Origin of the sequence: Burkholderia sp. E168m15 (assembly GCF_016586105.1) — a bacterium.
Classification (GTDB): domain Bacteria; phylum Pseudomonadota; class Gammaproteobacteria; order Burkholderiales; family Burkholderiaceae; genus Burkholderia; species Burkholderia orbicola.
This window is the reverse complement of the sequence record NZ_BCPO01000008.1, coordinates 1-4,850: the sequence shown is the minus strand read 5'-3', so window position 1 is coordinate 4,850 and position 4,850 is coordinate 1. Positions and strand designations below refer to the sequence as shown.

Here is a 4,850-nt window from a genome sequence, read left to right as displayed (position 1 = left end):
GTGCCGCATCACGAACAGGCGCACGGCGGCGGCAACCGCTGGCGCTCGCCCGCGTTGTGGATGCTCGGCGGCATCGCGCTGATCGCGCTGATCGCCGAAGGTGCGATGTACGACTGGGCGACGGTCTACATGCGTGACGTGGTCGCGGCGAGCCCCGCGCTCGCGAGTGCCGCGTATGCGGCGTTCTCGGGCGGGATGGCCATCGCGCGCTTCGCGGGCGACGCCGTGCGCGCCCGCTTCGGCGCGCCGCAGCTCGTGTTCGCGAGCGCGTCGCTCGCCTGCGCGGGGATGATCGGCGCGCTGCTGCTGCCGTATTCGGCCGCGGTGCTGACCGGTTTCACGCTGATGGGACTCGGGCTGGCCAACATGATGCCCGTGCTGTTCGCGGCCGCGGCGCGCGTAAAAGGCATCCACGCGGCCGAAGGGCTCGCGCACGTGGCCGGGCTCGCGTATTTCGGACTGCTGTTCGGTCCGGTCGCGATCGGCGCGGTCGCGCAGGCGTCGAACCTGACGGTCGGCCTGTCGGTCGTCGCGCTGTGCGCGGCGCTCGTCGCACTGGTCGCGCCGAAGGTGCTCGCGCACCTGAAGATCTGACGGCGCGGCCGCACACGCCGGCCCAAAAAGAAAGCGCGCATGCGTTGCCGCATGCGCGCTTCACCCTCCTGTCGACCGCTTGTCGATCGCGCGTCGCGTTACATCTTCACTTCGTCGAGCAGCGACTTCTTGCCGCTCTTGTAGTTGTACAGCGAGATCACGCCGTGCTGCAGGTCGCCCTTCGAGTCGAAGGTCGTCGTGCCGATCACGCCCGTGTACTTCGTCGCCGGCATCGCCGCGAGGATCTTGTCCGGGTCCGTCGAGTTCGCGCGCTTCATCGCGTCGGCGATGATGTACACGGCGTCATACGTGAACGGTGCGTAGATCTGGATCGGCTGGCCGAAGCGCTTCTCGTACTTCGCCTTGAACGCGTTGCCGCCCGGCATCTTCTCGAGCGAAGCGCCGGCTTCCGAGCACACGATGTTGTCGGTCGCGTCGCCGGCCAGGTCGGCCAGCTTTTCCGTGCACACGCCGTCGCCCGCGAAGATCTTCGCGCGCAGGCCGAGCTGCTTCGCCTGTTTCGCGAACGGGCCGCCGGTGGCGTCCATGCCGCCGTACATGATCGCGTCCGGGTTTTCGCCCTTGATCTTGGTCAGAATCGCGCGGAAGTCGACCGCCTTGTCGTTCGTCGCGTCATGCGACATCACCTTCAGGCCGAGCGCCTTCGCCTTCTTCTCGAACTCGTTCGCGAGACCCTGGCCGTACGCGGTCGAATCGTCGACCACCGCCACGCTCTTGATGCCCTTCGAGTGCGCGTAGTTCGCCAGTGCCGGGCCCTGCTGCGCATCGGTCGCCACCACGCGATACGTGGTCTTGAAGCCTTGCTGCGTGTACGCCGGGTTGGTCGCCGACGGCGAGATCTGCACGATGCCCGCATCGCTGTAGATCTTCGAGGCCGGGATCGACGTGCCCGAGTTCAGGTGGCCGACCACCGCGACGACCTTGTCGTCGACGAGCTTCTGCGCAACCTGCGTCGCCTGCCGCGGGTCGGCGGCGTCATCCTGCGGGTCGAGTTGCAGCGTGATCTTCTGGCCGCCGATCGTGAGGCCCTTCGCGTTGATCTCCTCGACTGCGAGACGTGCACCGTTTTCGTTGTCCTTGCCCAGGTGTGCAATGCCGCCCGTCAACGGCGCGACGTGGCCGATCTTGACGACTTGATCGGCGGACGCGTTGCTTGCAGCTGCAGCGCACAGCATCGCTGCCGCGGTGATCGGCAACAGCTTTTGCATCTTGATATTCATGTAAGTCTCCAGTTCGGTCCCAAAAAACGCCATCGCCCGGTGCCCCGCTGCCATCCCCGTGTTTCAATCACTGGACGATTCGCCGGTTGCATCGTTCATGCACTTGGCCTCAAGCACGTGAAAACAGCCGCTTTTAGCAGCCGCCCGCTCGTACTTGCGCGCAAGTGTAGGTGATCAAATTAATTTGTGGGACTTTTTTAGGATAGTGGTAACACTACCGATATGCGCGCTTTGGAGGGATGACTCGAATGGCGCTGCAAGCCCCGACGGATAAGGGTTTCCGCTAGTTCCAGCACACTGCGGAAAGGTCGTTTCAATCGATTCGTGCGGGCATTTCGATTCGGTATTTTGTGCCCGCGATCATTGAATGAAACGCGCGTGACAGCACGCGCGTTTCGTCGTCCGATATCCATCGTTCCAGCGGTTGAAGCAGCGTTCAGGCAGCCGATGCGCGCCACTCCGCGTCGAGCGCGGCGACCAGTTGCGACGTCGTCAACGCATCGCCGCGCCGCCGCGCGAGCGGCGCGCCCTGCCCGGCCCACAGCGACAGGTAGTCGCCGTCGTTCGCGCGCGCGGCGGCCTGGCGCAACGGCTGGGTCAGCGCGTTCTGCACCGGATACGGCGGGACGTCGGCCACGTGCTCGCCGAGCCGCGCCATCAGCGTATTGCGCAGCCCGCGTGCATGACGGCCGGTGATCGCGCGCGTGACCTGCGTCGACGTATCGGCGCTCGCGAGCAGGCGTGCCTTCCAGTCCGCGGCGATCGCACTTTCCGCGCACGTGAGGAACGCGGTGCCGAGCTGCGCGCCCTGCGCGCCGAGCGCCAGTGCGGCCGCGATACCGCGGCCGTCCATGATGCCGCCCGCGGCCAGTACGGGCAGGCCGGTCGCGTCGACGAGCTGCGGGACCAGCGCGAACGTGCCGATCAGCGCGTCCTCGGCTGAACCGATGAAGGTGCCGCGATGGCCGCCGGCCTCGACGCCCTGCGCGGAGATCGCATCGGCGCCGGCCGCCTGCCAAGCGAGCCCTTCGGCGACGTGCGTCGCGGTGCCGATCACATACGTGCCGGCGGCTTTCAGGCGGGCGACGTCGACCGCGTCGAGCACGCCGAACGTGAAGCTCGCGACCGGCACGCGCAGCGCGACGAGCGCATCGAGCTGCGCGCGGAAATCGGGCGCGTAGCGCGCGGGCGCCGTGCCCGGCGGCAGGCCGAGCGCGGCGTTCAGCGGGTCGATCGCCGCGAGTGCGCGCGCGACGGTCGCCGCGTCCGGCGCGGCGTCATCGGGCAACACGAACAGGTTGATCGCGAACGGGCGATCGGTCGCCGCGCGGATCGCGGCGACTTCGGCTTCGATACGCTCAGGCGCGAGCGCGCCGGCGCCGAAGCTGCCGAGCGCACCGGCATTCGATGCGGCGGCGGCCATCGCGGTCGTGGTCGCGCCGACCATCGGCGCCTGCACGAGCGGCAGACGCAGGCCGAAGCGTTCGGAAAAGGGCGTGGAAAACGAGCGGGCGGACATGGCGAATCCTTCGATGACGATGCGCGAAAGCGCTTTGTAAAGGCCGACACATCGACTCTATCGAAGCGGCGCGGCGCCGAAAAATGAATAATCGAGATCGAAACGATCGCTGCGCGAGAAGCGCCCGCGTGCACTGCAGCACCGAACGATTGGTGGCACACTAGGCCGCCTTCTTTTCACCCCGGGGCGCCTCGCGCACCCCGCACGCCAGGAGTTCAGAACGTGACTGCCCAATGGATCGACATCCCGACCGGTAACGACAGCTTCGGCGGCTATCTCGCATTGCCCAAGCGCGGCAAGGGCCCTGCCGTCATCATCATCCAGGAGATCTTCGGCGTGAACGCGCACATCCGTGCGGTCGCCGACCAGTACGCGGCCGACGGCTTCGTCGCGCTCGCGCCCGACGTGTTCTGGCGCACGCAGCCGCGCGTCGAGCTGACCTACGAAGGCGCGGATCGCGACAAGGGCATCGAGCTGATGAAAAAGACCGACGTGGGTCTCGCGGTCGCGGACATCGGCGCGGCGGCCGACGCGTTGCGCGCCCGCCCCGAAGTGGCCGGCAAGCTCGCCGCGATCGGCTACTGCTTCGGCGGCCAGCTCGCGTACCGCGCGGCCGCGACCGGCAAGCTCGACGCGGCGGTGTCCTATTACGGCGGCGGCATCCAGAACGCGCTCGACCTCGCCGGCCAGGTCACGCAGCCGATCCTGTTCCACTACGCGGAAAACGACCACGGCATTCCGCTCACCGCCGTCGACCAGGTGAAGGCCGCGTTCGCCGGCCACGGCGATGCGTCGTTCCACGTGTACCCGGGCGCCGAGCACGGCTTCAACTGCACGGACCGCGCGTCGTACAACCAGCGTGCCGCGGCGCTCGCGCACGGCCGCACGCTGACCTTCCTCGCCGAGCATCTCTAAAAAGGCCCGGCAGCGGGCCCGCCACGCCGGGCTCGCGTTATGCTCGCACCATCGCCACGAGTCACAACGGGGGTGACCGCGATGCACTCGGACTATCTCGCGCATGACGCAATCGGCCTCGCCGCGCTCGTGCGCGACCGCCAGGCCAGCCCGCGCGAACTGCTCGACGCCGCGATCGGCCAGGCCGAAGCGGTCAACGGCGCAATCAATGCGATCGTGCTGCAGGACTACGAAGCCGCGCGGGAACGTGCGGCGGGCGCGCCCGAACCGGGCGCCGCTACGCCGTTCGCGGGCGTGCCGTATCTCGTCAAGGATCTCGGCGCGGCGGTCGCCGGGCTGCCGCTGTCGATGGGCAGCCGGCACTACCGCTACTTCGTGCCGGCCGACGATTCGCCGGTGATCGCGCGCAGCCGCGCGGCGGGCCTGAACGTATTCGGCAAGACCAACACGTCCGAGATCGGCCAGATGCCGTACACCGAACCGGCACTGTTCGGCGCGTGCCGCAACCCGTGGAATCTCGATCACACGCCGGGCGGTTCGAGCGGCGGCGCGGCGGCGGCCGTCGCGGCCGGCATCGTGCC

The 4,850-nt window shown here is 68.0% G+C and carries 4 protein-coding genes and 1 pseudogene; 3 read left to right on the top strand and 2 right to left on the bottom strand.

Annotation, left to right across the window (positions count from 1 at the left end; all coding sequences use genetic code 11):
* Positions 1-594 (top strand): annotated as a pseudogene (locus JMF86_RS01000) (MFS transporter); the annotation flags it as partial.
* A gap of 98 nt (positions 595-692) precedes the next feature.
* Here JMF86_RS01000 and JMF86_RS00995 read toward each other — a convergent pair.
* Together JMF86_RS00995 and JMF86_RS00990 are read right to left on the bottom strand one after the other, a co-directional pair.
* On the bottom strand, positions 693-1,835 hold the full coding sequence (locus JMF86_RS00995; protein WP_012327715.1) for a branched-chain amino acid ABC transporter substrate-binding protein: 1,143 nt from the start codon (positions 1,833-1,835) through the stop codon (positions 693-695).
* A 436-nt stretch (positions 1,836-2,271) separates the two neighbouring features.
* Positions 2,272-3,354 carry a nitronate monooxygenase family protein gene (locus JMF86_RS00990; protein ID WP_175809434.1) on the bottom strand — a complete coding sequence of 361 codons (1,083 nt, stop codon included), beginning with the start codon at positions 3,352-3,354 and terminating at the stop codon, positions 2,272-2,274.
* 222 nt (positions 3,355-3,576) lie between these two features.
* Here JMF86_RS00990 and JMF86_RS00985 point away from each other — a divergent pair, with 222 nt between their 5' ends.
* A complete protein-coding gene (locus JMF86_RS00985; protein WP_011546698.1) occupies positions 3,577-4,269 on the top strand; it encodes a dienelactone hydrolase family protein in 693 nt (230 codons plus the stop codon).
* 81 nt (positions 4,270-4,350) lie between these two features.
* A partial coding sequence (locus JMF86_RS00980; protein ID WP_269189814.1) for an amidase family protein occupies positions 4,351-4,850 on the top strand: 500 nt, incomplete at its 3' end.

Bases quoted from the DNA above. Each gene is read 5' to 3' on its own strand.
- JMF86_RS00995 (WP_012327715.1), bottom strand. From the start codon at position 1,835: ATGAATATCAAGATGCAAAAGCTGTTGCCGATCACCGCGGCAGCGATG.
- JMF86_RS00990 (WP_175809434.1), bottom strand. From the start codon at position 3,354: ATGTCCGCCCGCTCGTTTTCCACGCCCTTTTCCGAACGCTTCGGCCTG.